At 39.8% G+C, this 17,090-nt stretch carries 15 protein-coding genes and 1 riboswitch; of the genes, 8 read left to right on the forward strand and 7 right to left on the reverse strand.

Annotated elements, in window-relative coordinates; translation table 11 throughout:
- Nucleotides 1–271: 271 nt before the first annotated feature.
- On the reverse strand, nucleotides 272–1,597 hold the full coding sequence (rhlE, locus tag ACIPUA_RS20720; RefSeq protein ID WP_042846593.1) for an ATP-dependent RNA helicase RhlE: 1,326 nt from the start codon (nucleotides 1,595–1,597) through the stop codon (nucleotides 272–274).
- Between the two features lie 283 nt (nucleotides 1,598–1,880).
- Here rhlE and cecR point away from each other — a divergent pair, with 283 nt between their 5' ends.
- The 5 genes from cecR to ACIPUA_RS20745 all read left to right on the forward strand — a co-directional run bounded on the left by cecR (nucleotide 1,881) and on the right by ACIPUA_RS20745 (nucleotide 7,727).
- Entirely contained in the window at nucleotides 1,881–2,579 is a 699-nt protein-coding gene (cecR, locus tag ACIPUA_RS20725) for a transcriptional regulator CecR (protein WP_173424819.1), read from the forward strand.
- Nucleotides 2,580–2,730: 151 nt separating this feature from the next.
- Entirely contained in the window at nucleotides 2,731–3,726 is a 996-nt protein-coding gene (gene hlyD, locus ACIPUA_RS20730) for a secretion protein HlyD (RefSeq protein WP_042846595.1), read from the forward strand.
- A 9-nt stretch (nucleotides 3,727–3,735) separates the two neighbouring features.
- Nucleotides 3,736–5,475, forward strand: a complete 1,740-nt coding sequence (locus ACIPUA_RS20735) for an ATP-binding cassette domain-containing protein (protein ID WP_048606502.1) — start codon at nucleotides 3,736–3,738, stop codon at nucleotides 5,473–5,475.
- Nucleotides 5,472–6,611: an ABC transporter permease gene (locus tag ACIPUA_RS20740; protein ID WP_048606501.1), complete on the forward strand. Its 1,140-nt coding sequence runs from the start codon at nucleotides 5,472–5,474 to the stop codon at nucleotides 6,609–6,611. Before ACIPUA_RS20735 ends, ACIPUA_RS20740 begins: the two co-directional genes overlap by 4 nt.
- Before the next feature lie 9 nt (nucleotides 6,612–6,620).
- The gene (locus ACIPUA_RS20745) at nucleotides 6,621–7,727 is read left to right on the forward strand and encodes an ABC transporter permease (protein ID WP_449060097.1); all 1,107 of its coding nucleotides are present in this window, start codon (nucleotides 6,621–6,623) and stop codon (nucleotides 7,725–7,727) included.
- A gap of 208 nt (nucleotides 7,728–7,935) precedes the next feature.
- On the opposite strand, the gene ACIPUA_RS20750 is transcribed toward ACIPUA_RS20745, so the two are convergent.
- The 5 genes from ACIPUA_RS20750 to moaA all read right to left on the reverse strand — a co-directional run bounded on the left by ACIPUA_RS20750 (nucleotide 7,936) and on the right by moaA (nucleotide 10,958).
- Nucleotides 7,936–8,643: a Bax inhibitor-1/YccA family protein gene (locus ACIPUA_RS20750; RefSeq protein WP_048606499.1), complete on the reverse strand. Its 708-nt coding sequence runs from the start codon at nucleotides 8,641–8,643 to the stop codon at nucleotides 7,936–7,938.
- Between the two features lie 134 nt (nucleotides 8,644–8,777).
- The gene (gene moaE, locus ACIPUA_RS20755) at nucleotides 8,778–9,230 is read right to left on the reverse strand and encodes a molybdopterin synthase catalytic subunit MoaE (protein WP_042846600.1); all 453 of its coding nucleotides are present in this window, start codon (nucleotides 9,228–9,230) and stop codon (nucleotides 8,778–8,780) included.
- Nucleotide 9,231: 1 nt separating this feature from the next.
- Entirely contained in the window at nucleotides 9,232–9,477 is a 246-nt protein-coding gene (gene moaD / locus ACIPUA_RS20760) for a molybdopterin synthase sulfur carrier subunit (protein ID WP_042846601.1), read from the reverse strand.
- Nucleotides 9,477–9,953: a cyclic pyranopterin monophosphate synthase MoaC gene (gene moaC, locus ACIPUA_RS20765; protein WP_042846602.1), complete on the reverse strand. Its 477-nt coding sequence runs from the start codon at nucleotides 9,951–9,953 to the stop codon at nucleotides 9,477–9,479. The genes moaD and moaC overlap by 1 nt, the downstream gene beginning before the upstream one ends.
- Nucleotides 9,954–9,977: 24 nt before the next feature.
- Nucleotides 9,978–10,958 (reverse strand): GTP 3',8-cyclase MoaA, encoded by a 981-nt coding sequence (moaA, locus tag ACIPUA_RS20770; protein WP_042846603.1) that lies wholly within the window; start codon nucleotides 10,956–10,958, stop codon nucleotides 9,978–9,980.
- Nucleotides 10,948–11,087: riboswitch (molybdenum cofactor riboswitch) on the reverse strand. Its footprint overlaps the gene before it by 11 nt.
- A gap of 651 nt (nucleotides 11,088–11,738) precedes the next feature.
- Between moaA and ACIPUA_RS20775 the strand changes: the two genes are divergently transcribed.
- From ACIPUA_RS20775 to glsA, 3 genes are all read left to right on the forward strand, one after another.
- Complete coding sequence (locus tag ACIPUA_RS20775; RefSeq protein ID WP_042846604.1) at nucleotides 11,739–12,647, forward strand: gluconeogenesis factor YvcK family protein; 909 nt, start codon at nucleotides 11,739–11,741, stop codon at nucleotides 12,645–12,647.
- A gap of 187 nt (nucleotides 12,648–12,834) precedes the next feature.
- Nucleotides 12,835–13,767, forward strand: coding sequence for an AEC family transporter (locus ACIPUA_RS20780; protein ID WP_048606496.1), 933 nt, complete (start codon nucleotides 12,835–12,837; stop codon nucleotides 13,765–13,767).
- 43 nt (nucleotides 13,768–13,810) lie between these two features.
- Nucleotides 13,811–14,746, forward strand: coding sequence for a glutaminase A (gene glsA, locus ACIPUA_RS20785; RefSeq protein WP_048606494.1), 936 nt, complete (start codon nucleotides 13,811–13,813; stop codon nucleotides 14,744–14,746).
- 82 nt (nucleotides 14,747–14,828) lie between these two features.
- Here glsA and uvrB read toward each other — a convergent pair whose 3' ends face one another.
- Nucleotides 14,829–16,847 (reverse strand): excinuclease ABC subunit UvrB, encoded by a 2,019-nt coding sequence (uvrB, locus tag ACIPUA_RS20790; protein WP_048606492.1) that lies wholly within the window; start codon nucleotides 16,845–16,847, stop codon nucleotides 14,829–14,831.
- Nucleotides 16,848–17,090: the final 243 nt, after the last annotated feature.

The following is a 17,090-nucleotide window of genomic DNA, read 5'->3' on the forward strand; positions in this document are numbered from 1 at the left end:
AAAAGAAATTTCATACATTTAATTGCCTTAAATAAAGCACCTTTAGAATATTAATATTAACGTGTGACATAAAACTTAACCTAATCAATTGCCGCCTATAATACATTTTCGTTGGTAAATAAGCAGAAGAATTATCATAAGAATGAGCGTCTTAATGGGGAAATGGCAACGAAGAGTTTTAGCGAGGGGAAAGCTATATCAAAATAAGTAGCTCAACCGATGTAATAAACATCGTGCTGAGCCACTTTTTTAATACGACTAGTTAAATCAGTTAACCTTCGTGACGACCTTGTTTAGCTTTTTTCTGTGCATTTTTCCATGGCGAACTCAACGTTTTCCCCGTACTAGGCTTAGCCGTGGATACATTGGTACGACGAGGTTTATTGCTAGAAGCCCCACTCGAACGGCGCTCACCACGTTGTGGTGTTTTTTGAATAGGTTCCGCTTTAATAGAAGGGTCCGGCTCGTAGCCCTCTACAGACATTCTTGGAATCGGCTTTTTAAGTAATTTTTCAATATCTTTAAGCAATTTAGCTTCATCAATACACACTAATGAAACCGCCATACCTGTCGCTTCAGCACGGCCAGTACGACCAATACGATGTACATAATCTTCAGCTACATTAGGCAGCTCAAAATTTACAACATAAGGCAGTTGTTCAATATCTAAGCCCCGTGCTGCAATATCGGTTGCAACTAGGACTCGAATATCCCCCGATTTAAAATCGGCTAAAGCACGTGTACGAGCACCTTGGCTTTTATTACCATGAATAGCCGCAGCCTTAATACCGTCTTTATTCAAATGCTCAGCTAGACGATTAGCCCCATGTTTTGTCCGAGTAAAGACTAAAACTTGTTGCCAATTCTCACGACCAATCATAAAAGAAAGTAATTCCGATTTACGTTTTTTATCAACTAAATGAACATACTGAGTAATTTGTTCAGAAGCTGAATTACGAGGAGCCACTTCAATGGTCACTGGGTTATTCAGTAACTTATTTGCTAACTGCTTAATTTCATCTGAAAAAGTAGCAGAAAATAATAAATTTTGACGTTTTTTAGGTAATTTATTTATAACTCGGCGGATATCATGAATAAACCCCATATCTAACATGCGGTCAGCTTCATCTAACACAAATACTTCTACTTGAGAAAGATCAACCGCATTTTGATGAGCTAAATCTAACAAGCGCCCTGGGGTCGCGATTAAAATATCCACGCCTCCGCGTAACTTCATCATCTGAGGATTAATACTTACACCGCCAAAAACCACAAACGAACGAATACGTAGATGACGACTATACTCTTTTACATTTTCAGCAACTTGTGCCGCAAGCTCCCTTGTTGGCGTCAAAATTAATGCGCGAATTGGCTTACGATTATTCCCAGCACGAGGAGTAGTAACCAGTTTTTGTAAAATTGGCAACGTAAAACCCGCAGTTTTACCGGTGCCTGTTTGTGCGCTGGCTAAAAGGTCGCTTCCTGCAAGCACTGCTGGGATCGCTTGTTGTTGAATTGGCGTTGGACTTTCATAGCCTAATTCATTAATGGCAAGCAAGATTTCCTCGTTTAATGCGAGGTCTGAAAAAGTAGTCAAATTAAATTACTCCGGGCTTCACCGCTTTCAATAGATTTTGGCAGTTATGGGGGAAGTGAGTCAGAGGAAAAAGCGCAAACTGCCGTGCGACATCACCAAATTCTAACATTATTTGCAGATGATAAATATATTAATTTAGTTTGGTTAATAAATTAATATAAAATCCCCCCTATATAGTATATATACTTACACAATACTATGAGATGTCGTTTTTTGTCCCTTATAAACATAAAAGCCAATTAAGAGCTTATTGGGTGTTATTTAATTCTGATTTTTAAAAGGAATGTTTATGAATACAGGTTCATCGCAAACTTTGCGGGGAGAAAACGCAAAAACACAACTGCTGCACACAGCTGCTGATGTCTATGGAGAGCAAGGCCTTGATGGCGCAACAACACGGAAAATTGCACAAGCTTCAGGGCAAAATATCGCCGCAATATCTTACTATTTTGGTTCAAAAGAAGGGCTTTACTTAGCCGTTGCCCACCTTATAGCCAAAAATATCAAAGATGATTTCAGTGATGTTTTCTTGGCAATTGATCAATTTTTAGAAAAACCGATAGCAACTCAAAAACCTGAGGATGCTTTAGATTTACTGCAACGGACTGTAATTGCGTATAACTATTTTCAACTCGAAAAGAAAAATTTGAGTTTTTCGCGTATATTAGCGCGCGAACAGCTCAATCCAACTGAAGCATATACCATCATTCATGAACATGCTTTAGGCCCAATACACTCACGATTAAACCGGCTTATCGCCCTCTATATTGGTGCAGACCCCAACCATTTAACGACGCTTATTCACACCCATGCTATTCTTGGTGAAACCCTGTCATTTCGTATTGCACGGGAAACATTGTTACGGCAAACGGGTTGGAAACATATCAATGAAAATGAATTTGAAATTATTAATCAAGTTCTTATTGAGCATACTAATATACTTTTAGCTGGTTTACGTCATCGCAAACAACATGAAAAGTGATATCATTAATTAAAGTGAAATATTCACGTTGATTATCACTAGAGGCTGATGATTTTCGCCGTCTTTCAAACAGAAACCGAGCATCAAAAATCAACAGCCTCTAACACCAATATCCGTTTTTCATATCACAGGCTCTTAAGTAAGGTTAGCTATGAACAATAAAAACCGTTCCGCAGTTGTTCTAATTATTGTCATATTAATCGGTATTGCCGCTGGAGGTTATTACTATTACCAATCTCAGCAAGAGAATACATTGACACTCTATGGTAATGTTGATGTTAGAACCGTTAACCTTAGTTTCCGTGTACCTGGAAAACTGGCGTCTTTAAATGTCGATGAGGGTGCACACGTTGTTGCAGGGGATAAACTAGGTCAACTTGATGATGCCCCTTATATCAATGCATTAAATAAAGCTAAAGGGGTACGTGATAGCGCGAAGGCTCAGTTAGCATTAAAAGAAAGTGGTTACCGTACTCAAGAAATTGCTCAAGTTGAAGCTGAAGTCGCACAGAAACAAGCCGCTTGGCAATATGCGGATAATTTTTATAAGCGCCAGCAAGGGCTAGCAGCTTCACGCGTTATTTCAGCCAATGAGCTAGATAATGCAAAAAATAATCGCAATCAAGCTTTTGCCGCACTCCAAGCCGCACAAGATAAACTCAATCAATATCAAAGTGGTTTTCGCCAAGAAGAAATAGCCGCCGCAAGGGGCGAATGGTTGCAGGCTGAAGCTGCTGTTGCACAAGCTGAATTGGACTTACAAGACACTCTTTTAACCGCCCCCTCCACCGGTACAATATTAACTAGGGCTATTGAGCCTGGCACTATCATTAATTCAGGCAATACCGTATTTAGCGTGACACTCACAAACCCTGTTTGGGTCAGAGCCTATGTCAGTGAACCCCATCTTGGTGAGGCAGTACCGGGCAAAGAAGTACTTTTACGTACTGATAGCCGGCCAGATAAGCCTTACCACGGTACCATTGGTTTTGTCTCGCCGACCGCCGAATTTACCCCTAAAAGCGTACAGACACCTGATTTAAGAACTGATTTAGTCTATCGGCTACGCATTGTTGTCAATGATGCAGATGAGGCATTACGTCAAGGAATGCCTGTAACCATTCAATTCACTGATCATAAGCAATAAGAGTTTGCAATGAGTGATAATTACAGTATTCACCTAGTCAATGTCGAAAAAACGTTTGTTGGCCTTAGCGCCCCTGCGGTTGAAAGCTTAACAATCGATATTCATGGTGGCTCTGTGACAGGTCTTGTTGGCCCTGATGGCGCAGGTAAAACCACATTAATGCGAATGCTTGCCGGCTTATTAAAACCAGACTCGGGGAAAATTCGAGTTATGGGGCTTGACCCCATTGAAGACAGTATCGCGATGCGTGCAAGTCTTGGTTATATGCCACAAAAATTTGGGCTATATGAAGACTTAACAGTCCAAGAAAATTTGGACTTATATGCTGACCTTAGAGGCATAGTGGGTGAAGAACGCATATCTACTTATCGGCAATTACTTTCTTTTACGAGCCTAGCCCCTTTTACTAAAAGGTTGGCGGGTAAACTTTCTGGCGGAATGAAACAAAAGCTCGGTTTAGCTTGTACATTATTAGGTAAACCTAAAGTGCTGCTATTAGACGAACCGGGGGTTGGTGTAGACCCAATCGCACGACGCGAGTTATGGCAAATGGTGCATACCCTTGCAGATGACGGTATGTTAATCCTTTGGAGCACATCATATTTAGATGAAGCCCAACAATGTAAAAATGTACTGCTTTTAAATAAAGGAAAGCAGCTTTACTCTGGCGCACCTGAAGTATTAACCCAAAAAATGGCTGGGCGTTCCTATTTACTTGATGCCCCAGCTAACCAAAAACGCACAGTGCTACAAAATGCGCTCGTATTACCCGAAACCACCGATGGAGTCATCCAAGGCCGTTATATTCGCCTAATTTTAAAGCCTAACGCATCCCAAGCAAATTTATTAGCAGCTTTAGATATGAGCGATAAAAAGCTGATTGAGGCACAACCCCGCTTTGAAGATGCTTTTATTGATTTGCTTGGTGGAGGGCCATCCCATCGTTCCGAATTAGCGGCTATCGTGCCACAAATACCTGCTAACCCGCAGGAAACTGTTATAGAAGCTCGTAATTTAACAAAAAAATTTGGTCAATTTGCGGCAACAGATAGGGTCAACTTTCAGGTCAAACGAGGGGAAATTTTTGGGTTACTAGGGCCTAATGGTGCAGGTAAATCGACAACATTTAAAATGATGTGTGCTTTAATGAAGCCAACCGATGGCCAAGCATTGGTACTGGGTATGGACTTAAAAACGAGTTCAAATAAAGTTAGGCAACATCTTGGCTATATGGCTCAAAAATTTTCACTATATGGCAATTTAAAAGTTGGGCAAAACCTAAAGTTTTTCTCTGGTGTTTATGGTTTACATCACAAACAACAATCAAGCAAAATTCAAGAAATGGTCGATGCTTTCAATTTTACTCCCATAATTAATCAGGTCACAGACTCTCTTCCCTTGGGTTACAAGCAACGTTTAGCACTGGCCTGCTCGTTAATGCATGAACCTGATATTTTATTTTTAGATGAACCGACTTCAGGTGTTGACCCGTTAACCCGTAGGGAATTTTGGTTACATATTAATGGTATGGTTGATAAAGGCGTCACAGTCATGGTCACCACACACTTTATGGATGAAGCAGAATACTGCGATAGAATTGGGCTGGTTTATCATGGCAAAATTATTGCTGCGGGTACCCCCGACGAGCTAAAACAGCAAGTTGTGACTAACGATAACCCAGACCCATCGATGGAAGATGCGTTTATTGGTTTGATCAACCGTTATGATAAACAGCAGGAGGCTCAATGACTCAATCAGCTTCCCATTTTTCATGGCGTAGGCTCAAAGCGCTATGTTGGAAAGAAACTAAACAAATTGTCCGTGACCCAAGCAGTGCATTAATCGCTGTTGTTATCCCACTAATGTTATTGTTTATTTTCGGTTATGGTATCAATCTAGATTCAAGTAAATTACGCGTTGGTATTTTGCTTGAGCAGCAAACCCCACAAGCACGTGAATTAGTCGATACCTTTACAGGCTCGCCATTTATTGATGCAACTATTAGTAATAATAGAAACTTATTGATAGACAAAATGCAAGCTGGTGAGATCCGCGGCATTGTCGTGATCCCTGTTAATTTTTCAGCACAATTATTGCAAGCACAAGGCCATGCGGCTATCCAAGTTATTACCGATGGTAGTGAGCCAAATACCGCGAATTTTGTGCAAGCATATACCAAAGGTATTTGGCATACATGGCAGATGCAACAAGGGGAAAATCAAGGTAAACCCATTTCCCCCTTGATTGAGGTCGATATGCGTTATTGGTTTAATGAGGCGGCCATTAGTCAGCATTTTATTATCCCAGGGGCAATCAGCATTATCATTACTGTTGTCGGGGCTATTTTAACCTCGCTGGTCATTGCTAGGGAGTGGGAACGTGGCACAATGGAAGCGTTACTTTCTACTCAAATTACTAAAACTGAATTATTACTTTCAAAATTACTGCCATACCAAGTGCTTGGCTCATTTGTGATGGTTTTATGCATGTTTGTCACCACTTTCGTGTTAGGTGTGCCTTATCGAGGTTCATTACTGGTGTTATTTGTGATCACCAGTCTTTATCTTGCAACCGCACTTGGAATGGGCTTATTAATTTCTACCATCACTCGTAATCAATTCAATGCTGCTATGGTGGCTCTAAATGCCGCATTCTTACCTGCAATAATGTTATCTGGTTTTATTTTTGAAATTGATAGCATGCCAGCAATCATTCAGGTAGTGACTTATTTTATCCCTGCTCGCTATTTTGTCAGTAGTTTACAAACACTATTTCTTGCTGGGGATGTCTACCTCGTTTTACTGACCGATTTTCTGTTGTTAATCGCATCAGCCATCTTATTTATTGGCTTAACGGCGCTTAAAACCCGTCGTCGTCTTGATTGAGGTGTCACTATGTTTTATCGCTTATACACCTTAATTATGAAAGAACTTCAATCATTACTTCAAGAACCACAGACGCGGATGATTTTGATTTTACCTGTGGTTTTTCAGATGATTTTATTTCCCTTGGCTGCCACATTAGAAGTCACTAATACCACGATTGCTATTTTTGACCAAGACAGTGGTAAACACTCTATAGAACTAACCCAACGGCTCGCCAAAGCCAGTGCTTTTTCTCATATTTTATTAGTGAAAAATGAGAAAGAGGTTCGCAAAGTACTTGATAACCGCCAAGCACTACTCGTCGTTCGTTTTAGCCAAAACTTTAGTGCTGATATTGCGACACAACAAAATGCCAATATGTTATTACTGCTTGATGGACGTAATTCAAATAGTGCGCAAATTGCTGCAAACTATGTTGAACAAATTGTGATGCAATACCAACAAGAATTGGCACAAACACAGGTCTCCCTCAATAACAGTGAATTAGTTGTCCGTAATTGGTATAACCCTAATTTGGATTATAAATGGTTTATCGTTCCATCATTAGTTGCTCTGATAACCACTATTGGCGTTTTGATTGTAACATCGCTGTCAATTGCAAGAGAACGCGAACAAGGAACCCTCGACCAACTATTAGTTTCCCCACTAACAACTTGGCAAATATTTATCGGTAAAGCGGTCCCTGCTTTGATTGTGGCTACCGCGCAAGCAACCCTAGTACTTGTCATTGGTATTTTTTGCTATCAAATTCCGTTTGCTGGCTCCCTGCTGCTATTTTATGCCACCATGTTATTTTATGGCTTGTCATTGGTCGGGTTTGGGCTATTAATTTCGGCATTATGTTCAACGCAACAGCAAGCATTCATTGGTGTATTCGTGTTTATGATGCCAGCAGTCTTGTTGTCAGGGTATATTTCCCCAGTTGAAAATATGTCAATTTGGCTACAAGAAATAACGTGGATTAACCCTATTCGCCATTTCACAGAAATAACCAAGCAAATCTACCTTAAAGATGCAGATTTCTCCGTGGTTTTTCATAGCCTTTGGCCATTATTTATCATTGCGATAATCACCAGTTCAGCGGCTTATTATTTATTTAGGAAAAAAATAGCGTGATCATAAAGATATAACATTACGTTTTAGAAGCACAATTGAACATGCTAGAGACACCAATAACGCCTTGAATTACAAACAAACTAATAATATTCAAATCATATTTTACGATAGTATTTAGATCAAAAAACCCTTGCTACTCAAAGTAACAAGGGTTTTGAATTTTTACGGCTAAAGCGACCACATGTTAACTAATGGATAGAAACATGAATTATCGGCGGTCACCGAAGATACGCAGTAACATTAAGAACAGGTTAATGAAGTCTAAATACAGAGATAATGCACCCATAATAGAGTACTTACGCATGGTTTCCCTGTCATCTTCATCAATTTGTGAACCCATTTCTTTCAGTTTTTGAGTGTCATATGCGGTTAACGCAGCAAACAGTAGCACACCACCATAAGTGATCACCCAATACATCATTGTGCTTTGCAGCCAGATGTTAACTAAAGAAGCAACAACGATACCAATTAGAGCCATAAACAGGAAGTTACCCATCCCAGTTAAGCTACGTTTAGTGGTATAGCCGTAGAAGCTTAATGCACCGAACATCACTGCGGTAATTACAAACGTACCCGCGACGGATTCGCCCGTATAAGCAGCGAGGATCACTGAAATAGTTAAGCCCGTTAGCAGTGAATAAAGCATAAACATGCCCGTCGCTGCCATTCCGCTAATTTTTTGCAGTAAGAATGATATCCCCATGACCAAACCAAGTTCAGCGATAATCATTCCAAAAAACAATATTTTATTCGTTGCAATGGTGTAATACAAACCACTGCTTACTGAATACCACGCAACAAATGCTGTCAGCAATAGACCGACTGTCATCCATCCGTATACTTGCGACATAAATGCCTGAACGCCTGTATTGGCCCTCTGGACAAGAGAATCATTACGTTGATCAAACTGACCCATGATGGTTACCCTTTCGCTAAAAGAAAAATCGACCCAGTAAAAATACTGCAATCGGACAAAATTAACCAAAGTCTAACACATTATTTTGACAATACCATTCGGCAAATTCGTATTTTTTAGGGGAAAAAATGCGATTACCAACGGTTTGCAGACGTTTCATCGCTCTCTTTCGCTTCCACCCAGCGCTCGTTTTCTGGCAAGGTTTCTTTTTTCCAAAATGGGGCTTTTGTTTTTAAATAATCCATTATAAATTCAGCAGCTTGAAATGCAGCATTACGATGAGCACTGGTGACGCCAACAAACACGATTTCGTCTCCCGGTTGCAGTGTACCAATACGGTGGATAACACTGACCCTTTGGAGTGGCCAACGGCCTCTCGCCTCAGTGACGATGTTTGTTAAGGCTTTTTCAGTCATGCCAGGATAGTGCTCTAAAGTTAAGGCAGCTACACTGTCCCCTAAATTATGGTTACGAACCTTGCCTGTAAAGGTCACCACCGCGCCATCACTATCACATTCAGCAAGCCATTGATATTGTTCGCCAACACTAAAGTTATCTGTCTGTACTGCGATATGGGTATTTTCCATTTTATCCCCCTGTGACCGGAGGAAAAAATGCCACTTCATCGTTATCAGTAAGCGGATGAGTAAACGGAACAAACGATTGATTAACAGCCGCCAGTAACTTGCCATCCTCAAGTGCCAATGCCCAGCGTTCACCTTTTTGAGAGAGCGCGTAGCGTAAATCTTCAACTGTCTGATAGTGTTCAGTAATGTCTAAACAGTCTACCCCCACTAACTCACGTACTTGCGCAAAAAATAAAACTTTAATCATCATTCCACCTTAAAATGTCCAGACTTCCCGCCTGTTTTTTCTAATAAGCGAACAGGGCCGATGACCATGTCTTTTTGTACAGCTTTACACATGTCATAAATAGTCAGTGCCGCTACCGAAGCGGCGGTTAACGCTTCCATTTCCACACCAGTTTTACCTGTTAAACGACAGCATGTCTCAATACGAACACGGTTATATTGCTGCTCTGCAGTAAGTGTCACTTCGACTTTAGTGAGTAATAATGGGTGACACAAAGGAATAAGCTGCCAAGTATTTTTTGCAGCTTGAATACCTGCGATACGTGCCGTAGCAAACACATCCCCTTTGTGATGGCTTCCATCAACAATCATCGATAACGTTTCGGGGTTCATCGTGACATAAGCTTCAGCACGAGCTTCGCGGATAGTTTCAGTTTTTGCAGAAACATCAACCATATGCGCCTCGCCCGACGCATTGAGGTGAGTCAGTTGGGACATATTTTCTCCTGAAATCTAAAAGGGTTAACCGCCAATAACAGATAAATTTGGTGTAATGCCGCTATCACCCATATGTAGGAAATGAGTTTCACGTTTATGGTGTAACCCACGCTGTATGCGGGCTTTTAGGTCTTCATTTTGGCTATCATCTGCCAACAAATCCCGTAGAGGAACACCATTTTCACCGAATAAACATAAATGTAAATTTCCTAGTGAGGAAACACGTAGGCGGTTACAACTTTGACAAAAATCTTTTTCATACGGCATGATAAGCCCAATTTCACCTTGATAATCAGGGTGACTAAAGACTTGAGCTGGGCCATCGCTACGAGAGCGAGGCAACATATACCAGCCCTCTTCAATCAAGCGAGCACGAACCGTTTCACCGGAAACATGGTAACGTTGGAAGATATCGCTGCCATCCCCCGTTTCCATTAACTCAATAAAACGTAATTGAATTGGGCGATGTTTAATCCAATTTAGAAATGATTTCAACGCAATATCATTGATATTTTTCATCAGTACGGCATTCACTTTGACTTTCTCAAAGCCTGCTTCAAAAGCAGCATCAATGCCTTTCATCACTTGGAAAAATTTATCTTGCCCTGTAATTGCAGCAAATTGACGAGGATCGAGACTATCGACGCTGACATTAATCGCGTTCAGACCAGCCTCTCTCCATGTTTGTACATCCCTCGCCATGCGGTAACCATTAGTCGTCACCGCTATTTTTTTGATGGCGTCATTTTCATTAATTGCGGCAATAATGTCGCTGAAATCTTTACGCATTGTTGGCTCACCACCAGTAATACGCACTTTTTCCGTTCCCAGTTCAGCAAATGCTGTACTGATGCGACGTATTTCATCTAGTGTTAGAAATTCATGGCGGCCACTGGGTTTATAGCCATCAGGTAGGCAGTATGTGCAACGAAAATTGCAAACATCTGTTATAGAAAGCCGAAGATAGTAAAATTTCCGGTCATATTGATCGACGAGTTGTTGCATAATCACACCTTTCCAAATACGGGAGATGCAGACATTTCTATCTTACACCCTGGTGGCTGTATGCCACGGCCAGTGCATCATATTTGTTTATGCAAACTTAGACGCAAAGGCTAGGAGTTTTATTTGGAACTTAGCCGCTGATTTTGAAAAATAAAATTAGCCACTCTGTTCACTTAATTTCTGTATGGATTCTAGCTGATAGAAATTGAAAAAGCGAATCAGAATTCGATATATATTATATTATACAGCGACTTACATAAGATGAGGTAATTGATTCGAAGCCATTATTATTACTGATAATTTTTTGTTTTGAGCTATAACAATGAATACAATTTCTCATAAAATGATTAACACACCTTATTATTTAATTAAACATTTATTGATGTAGATCTAAAATAAGAGCCCAGTTCGCCATTAAACCAGTGTAAACAAAACTCACACGGCCATTTAATTGCAATTCAATACCTCAAATGCAGTTGCAATTATGTTATGACTCCCAATACCGAAGCCTATCATTTCCAGTTTAGTACGATTTATAGCAAGATTATCTGGTGTATTTTTCCGCATTAAGCACACTTCAATACGGAATGTTCTCTTTTATTGTTTTTTATCACAGTACTTAAGCTAAGAATGATGTTTTATGATAGATTAATGCCCAATTTATTTAGAACCCTTTTTAAGTGCAGCATAAAAAATAGCAGTGGCATATCGGATGAATTTTGCCGTTGTAAACGATTTGGTTATTTTTTGGTGCTAAAAATTAATTGATATAGGAACACTATGCCGAATTGCAGTCTGGCGGATCTCAGGCATGTTGTCGCTCTCGGTGGCGGGCATGGGCTTGGTCGCGTGATGTCTTCTCTTTCCTCTTTAGGTTCTCGTTTAACCGGCATCGTTACCACCACTGATAATGGCGGTTCTACGGGTCGAATTCGTCGGTCTGAAGGTGGGATCGCTTGGGGAGATATGCGTAACTGTTTGAACCAATTGATCACTGAGCCTTCAATTGCTTCTGCCATGTTTGAATATCGTTTTAGTGGTAATGGTGAGCTATCTGGCCATAACTTAGGTAATTTGATGCTAAAGTCATTAGATCATCTGAGCGTGCGACCTTTGGAAGCCATTAATCTCATCCGTAATATGCTAAAAGTCGATGCGCAGTTAATCCCGATGTCAGAATCGCCTGTTGACTTAATGGCTGTTGATGAGATGGGTAATGAGGTTTACGGTGAAGTGAATGTCGATGCCCTGAGTGAAGTCCCGAAAGAACTTCGTTTATATCCAACAGTCAAAGCGACAGGCGAAGCTTTAGAGGCTATTCACCAAGCTGATTTGATCATCATCGGCCCCGGTAGTTTTTTTACAAGCCTGATGCCACTCTTATTGTTAGAAGAAATTGCAAGTGCATTGCATGAATGTAAAGCACCAATGATTTATATTGGTAACTTAGCAAAAGAAATAAGCTCCCCTGCCGCTAACCTTTCTTTACCTGAAAAGTTACAAATGATGGAGCATTATATTGGCTGTAAAAAAATCGATGCATTGATCCTTGGGCCACGCACGCAAATAGATAATATTAGTGGAGAGCGTAAAATCATCCAACGTGTTCTTGAGGCAGATGACATCCCTTATCGTCACGATAGAAAGCTACTATTACAAGCCATTGAGGCTGCCATCCAATTAATTTAATTAAGCATTTAAGAATTTAGTTCCTCTTTTTAAGGAGGAATTAAATTCTATTCCTAAAAACTTCATAATTATTTTTCTCTTTTCCAAGGTTTTCATCTATATTATTAATATATGATTTTATAAAGATAACTTTTAATATTTATGACTAGCAAAATGTGGTTCCATATAATGCCATTGAGGAACGTAAATGCTAAATGATTATTCAAATATTTTAATTCTTTTTCTGATTGTTGGGATAGGATTTATTTTAGGTAAAATAAAGTGGTTCAATGAAAATAGTAATAGTGCAATGACAAAGTTATTACTTAATATCACATTGCCTATAACGCTCATTTTATCTATCACTACTGACTTTTCAAAAAAAGAATTTTTAACATTAATTCCAGCTATTATACTCCCATTTAGCACTATTTTACTGTTAATGTTAATTTCCTTTATAGTTGCTATTATAATGAAGATCCCAAGGGGAGAACATGGCTTATTTATTGGCCTTTGCTCGATGAGTAGCACTGTTTTTTTTGGTATTCCAATCACAATGGCCGTTTATGGTTCCCATCAATTACCTTATGCATTAATGACATACATAGCACAAACCATTATCTACTGGACATTAGGCATCTATTTACTTAAGAATGATAATAATACCGAAAAATTTAACGTTATAGATACAATAAAAAATATTTTCACACCGCCTCTAATCGCATTTATTATTGGTGTATTTCTATTATTAACTCATATAAAGATACCCAGTTTATTAACATCTTTTTTTGACTATTTAAATGGCATGACTTCACCTCTCGCAATGCTGATTATTGGGGTCATCATTTATCTTACTGGCTTAAAAACATTAAAAATAACCATACCTATTATAGTGATTATTATTTTTAGGTTTATTGTTACACCTTTAGTTGTTTTATTACTTGGCCATTTATTGAATATGCCAATAATGATGATAAAAGTCACAATACTAGTCTGTTCACTACCTATTCCAAATACGACTGTTATCTTAGCTAATAAATATAAAGCCGATATAACACTTGCAACACAAGCTTTAACATTTTCTATTCTTATTTATTTATTATATATCCCTGTTATTTTATATTTTATCCATACAATATAACTGAGCTTAATAATTAACTTATATTTATTAAGGAATAACACTTATGCTAGATCTAAAAAAAATGCGCGTTACTGTCGAAGATATTTACCAAGAATTCCGCCATGATACGGAAGGAGCAAATGCAGACTATATTCCATTTTTAGCCAAAATTGATAGTCAACTTTGCGCATTAGCCGTGGTGACGGCTCAAGGGGATATTATTTCAGCAGGTGATACCCAATACCGTTTTGCTATTGAATCGATTTCTAAGGTGTGTACGCTCGCCTTAGCACTCGAAGACTTTAGCCCTGATGTAATTCAAGAAAAGTTAGGGGCATCTGCGACAGGGTTGCCTTTTAATTCTGTGATGGCATTAGAATTACATGGAGATAAACCTTTGTCCCCCTTAGTCAATGCAGGTGCAATTTCAGCGGCAAGTATTATTAAAGCGCAATCAATAGATGAGCGCTGGCAACGTATTTTAGAGATGCAACGAAAATTAGGCTCTAAAGAGATTACTATTTCTGAGGAATTAAACCAGTCCGAACAAGCGACTAATTTTCATAATCGTGGAATTGCTTGGCTATTATATGCCGCTGGCTACCTTTATTGCGATACAATGGAAGCTTGTGATGTATATACTCGTCAGTGCTCAACACTTATTACCACGGTAGAATTAGCCACTATGGGTGCAACTATTGCAACCGGTGGGAAAAACCCAATAACCAAAGAGCAAGTCCTTAACCCTGATAACTGCCCGAAAATACTCGCTGAAATGACCATGGAAGGGATGTACGACAGTTCAGGCAATTGGGCCTATAACGTTGGGCTACCTAGCAAAAGCGGAGTCGGAGGCGGTATATTAACGATAATACCTGGAGTGATGGCAATTGCGGCATTTTCTCCACCTTTAGACCCAATAGGAAACAGCGTTAGAGGGCAAAAGATGGTCGCAAAACTCGCCAAAAGTTTAGGCTATAATTTATACAAATGCCGTTAGCCTATAATACCCCGCCTTGATTGAACAGCCCCGCTGCCAATAAGCGGCGGGGTAATCTTAACAAATTGTTTTTAATCAATATTTATGAGTTAGCAATAAACTGAGAGCGTATCGCTTGCAGTTCATCTCGCACCCTTGCCGCAGCTTCAAACTCCAAATCTTGCGCGTGTTTATACATTTGGGCTTCGAGTTGCGAAATGCGTTGTTCCAACTGTTTTGTCGACATAGATTGCACATCAGCCATAACATCATTTTTGATGTTATCTTTGGCTCGATTCTTGCCCTTGCCCCCCACTTTGTGACCAATTTGCAAGATATCGCCGACTTTCTTATTAAGCCCCTGTGGAGTAATGCCATGCTCTTCATTGAAAGCCATTTGTTTAGCACGGCGGCGTTCCGTTTCGGCAATCGCTTTTTGCATTGAATTTGTGACCCTATCGCCATACAGAATAGCTTTACCATTCAAGTTACGGGCGGCACGGCCAATAGTCTGAATCAATGAACGCTCTGACCGCAAGAACCCTTCTTTATCTGCATCCAGAATAGCGACAAGAGACACCTCAGGCATATCGAGGCCTTCTCTTAATAAGTTAATACCAACCAACACATCAAACTCACCAAGACGCAAGTCGCGAATAATTTCAACACGCTCAACTGTATCGATATCAGAATGGAGATAACGTACTCGCTCGCCATGTTCCTCAAGATATTCGGTTAAATCCTCTGCCATCCGTTTTGTTAGCGTAGTGACTAACACCCGCTCATTTTTCTGTACACGAATACGAATTTCAGAAATTAAATCATCAACTTGAGTTGCAACAGGACGAACTTCAATTATTGGGTCAAGTAACCCAGTTGGGCGAACAACCTGTTCGATAACCTCATGACCAGATTTATCAAGCTCATAGTTACCTGGTGTTGCAGAGACATAGATTGTTTGAGGTGCCAGTGCTTCAAACTCTTCAAAGCGCATTGGCCGGTTATCCAATGCGGAAGGTAGACGAAAACCATATTCAACCAGAGTTTCTTTTCTCGAACGGTCACCTTTATACATCGCCCCAATTTGCGGGATAGTAACGTGAGACTCATCAACCACTAATAAACCGTCAGCAGGGAGGTAATCAAATAAGGTTGGAGGGGCTTCACCCGGTGCTCGCCCTGACAAATAACGTGAATAGTTTTCAATCCCTGAGCAATAACCGAGCTCATTCATCATTTCTAAATCATACTGAGTGCGTTGAGTTAACCGCTGCTCCTCTACTAATTTGTGGTTTTCCAATAGAACTTTACGTCTATCAACTAACTCAACTTTTATCTGTTCCATCGCTTCAAGAATACGTTCTCTCGGCGTAACATAGTGCGTTTTAGGATAGACGGTGAAACGAGGAACACGATGTTGGATTTGACCGGTAAGTGGGTCAAACAAGGATAACCTTTCGACTTCGTCATCAAATAATTCAACACGTAAAGCATATTCATCTGATTCAGCTGGGAATATATCAATAACTTCACCGCGTACACGGAACGTACCACGGGTAAAGGCTTGGTCATTACGTGTATATTGTAGATCTGCCAAGCGACGGAGAATCGACCGTTGATCAATAATCATACCGTCCGTCAAATGCAACATCATTTTTAAATAGCTATCGGGGTCACCTAACCCATAAATAGCAGATACCGAAGCGACAACAATGACGTCTCGACGTTCAAGTAAAGCCTTAGTCGCAGACAAACGCATTTGCTCAATATGTTCGTTAACAGAGGCATCTTTCTCAATAAAGGTATCCGAGCTTGGTACATAAGCTTCTGGCTGATAATAATCATAGTAAGAAACGAAGTACTCAACCGCATTTTCAGGAAAAAACGCTTTCATTTCACTGTAAAGCTGAGCCGCTAAGGTTTTATTATGCGCCATCAACATGGTTGGTCGATTTTCTTTTGCGATGACGTTAGCTATCGTAAAGGTTTTCCCCGAACCTGTTACCCCTAATAGGGTTTGATGAGCGAGACCATCTTGTAGCCCTTCCCTTAATTTTCGAATAGCTTCAGGCTGGTCCCCCCCCGGTTGGAAATCAGAATGCAGTTTAAAATCCTTACTCATATTAACGCCCCTTAGCTTATCTCTTGCGTTATAATACTGGATAAAAAACCAGCTTCAAGCCCTGAGATGAAATTTTCTGTAATTAACCATTCCAATAAGTTTATAAAAATGTTATCCCCAAAAAAGTACTTGACCTTTTCTAAACTTTATATTTTATGCTATTGCCTTTTTGCGCCCTATGTTAAATACAAATTGAAGGCTTGATTTTATTTAACCAATTGAATTTAAAATAAATTAATTTCG

It is taken from the genome of Providencia sp. AGC89 (assembly GCF_053543535.1).

What these genes read in the sequence shown, in the direction of transcription:
- ACIPUA_RS20780 (WP_048606496.1), top strand. Translation starts at nt 12,835, where the DNA reads ATGCTAAATGATTATTCAAATATTTTAATTCTTTTTCTGATTGTTGGG.
- moaC (WP_042846602.1), bottom strand. Translation starts at nt 9,953, where the DNA reads ATGTCCCAACTGACTCACCTCAATGCGTCGGGCGAGGCGCATATGGTT.
- cecR (WP_173424819.1), top strand. Translation starts at nt 1,881, where the DNA reads ATGTTTATGAATACAGGTTCATCGCAAACTTTGCGGGGAGAAAACGCA.
- moaD (WP_042846601.1), bottom strand. Translation starts at nt 9,477, where the DNA reads ATGATTAAAGTTTTATTTTTTGCGCAAGTACGTGAGTTAGTGGGGGTA.
- ACIPUA_RS20745 (WP_449060097.1), top strand. Translation starts at nt 6,621, where the DNA reads ATGTTTTATCGCTTATACACCTTAATTATGAAAGAACTTCAATCATTA.
- ACIPUA_RS20775 (WP_042846604.1), top strand. Translation starts at nt 11,739, where the DNA reads ATGCCGAATTGCAGTCTGGCGGATCTCAGGCATGTTGTCGCTCTCGGT.
- ACIPUA_RS20750 (WP_048606499.1), bottom strand. Translation starts at nt 8,643, where the DNA reads ATGGGTCAGTTTGATCAACGTAATGATTCTCTTGTCCAGAGGGCCAAT.
- ACIPUA_RS20740 (WP_048606501.1), top strand. Translation starts at nt 5,472, where the DNA reads ATGACTCAATCAGCTTCCCATTTTTCATGGCGTAGGCTCAAAGCGCTA.
- moaA (WP_042846603.1), bottom strand. Translation starts at nt 10,958, where the DNA reads ATGCAACAACTCGTCGATCAATATGACCGGAAATTTTACTATCTTCGG.
- ACIPUA_RS20735 (WP_048606502.1), top strand. Translation starts at nt 3,736, where the DNA reads ATGAGTGATAATTACAGTATTCACCTAGTCAATGTCGAAAAAACGTTT.
- hlyD (WP_042846595.1), top strand. Translation starts at nt 2,731, where the DNA reads ATGAACAATAAAAACCGTTCCGCAGTTGTTCTAATTATTGTCATATTA.
- glsA (WP_048606494.1), top strand. Translation starts at nt 13,811, where the DNA reads ATGCTAGATCTAAAAAAAATGCGCGTTACTGTCGAAGATATTTACCAA.
- moaE (WP_042846600.1), bottom strand. Translation starts at nt 9,230, where the DNA reads ATGGAAAATACCCATATCGCAGTACAGACAGATAACTTTAGTGTTGGC.
- uvrB (WP_048606492.1), bottom strand. Translation starts at nt 16,847, where the DNA reads ATGAGTAAGGATTTTAAACTGCATTCTGATTTCCAACCGGGGGGGGAC.